This is a genomic window from Micromonospora sp. LOL_014 (assembly GCF_048060245.1).
In the GTDB taxonomy this organism is placed as follows: Bacteria; Actinomycetota; Actinomycetes; order Mycobacteriales; family Micromonosporaceae; genus Micromonospora_E.
Genome location: NZ_JBHMIP010000103.1, coordinates 1 through 790, shown reverse-complemented (window position 1 = coordinate 790; position 790 = coordinate 1). Strand labels below are relative to the sequence as shown.

The 790-nt window shown below is 72.0% G+C and carries 1 pseudogene; it reads left to right on the top strand.

The features are described from left to right. Window positions 1-161: 161 nt before the first annotated feature. Window positions 162-790 (top strand): annotated as a pseudogene (locus tag ACFHW1_RS28810) (IS110 family transposase); the annotation flags it as partial.

The following is a 790-nucleotide window of genomic DNA, read 5'->3' as shown; positions in this document are numbered from 1 at the left end:
GATCCGGGGGGTGTTGTCGCCGGGCCGGGTGGCGTCGGCGGACCGCTGATAGGGACCCGGCCACCCCCGTCCGGTGGCAGGTCTCCTCGTAACGTGGATGCCGGCAGTGTGGCGCCGTGACCAGCGGCCGAGCCAGGCCATCGCGGTGAGGAGGGCAGACTGTGCACGACGGGTTCGGCGTCTTCATCGGACTCGACGCCGGCAAGGAAGGACACCACGCGGTCGCGTTGAACCGCCACGGCAAGAGGCTGCACGACGCGACACTGCCCAACACCGAAGCCGGGCTACGGAAACTGTTCGACAAACTCGCCCGACACGGCCGGATCCTGGCCGTGGTCGACCAGCCCGCGTCGATCGGCGCGCTGCCCGTCGCGGTCGCCCGCGCCTACGGCCACCAGGTGGCCTACCTGCCCGGTCTGGTCATGCGCCGGCTGGCCGACCTGCACCCCGGCACCGCGAAGACCGACGCCCGCGACGCCTACGTCATCGCCGACGCCGCCCGCACCCTGCCCCACACCCTGCGCCGGGTCGACACCGGCGACGAGACCCTCGCCGAACTGGAGGTGATGGTCGGCTACGACGACGACCTCGCCGGCGAGGTCACCCGCGTGGGCAACCGCATCCGGGGCCTGCTCACCCAGATCCACCCACCCCCGGAACGCGTCCTCGGCCCGAAACTGCAGCACCCGCCGTACTCGAGGCACTCTCACGGTGCGGCGTACCCACCGGGCTGCGCAGGGCCGGCCGGGCGAAACTCACCGAGATCGTCAAAGCCCGCGCGCCACGCATG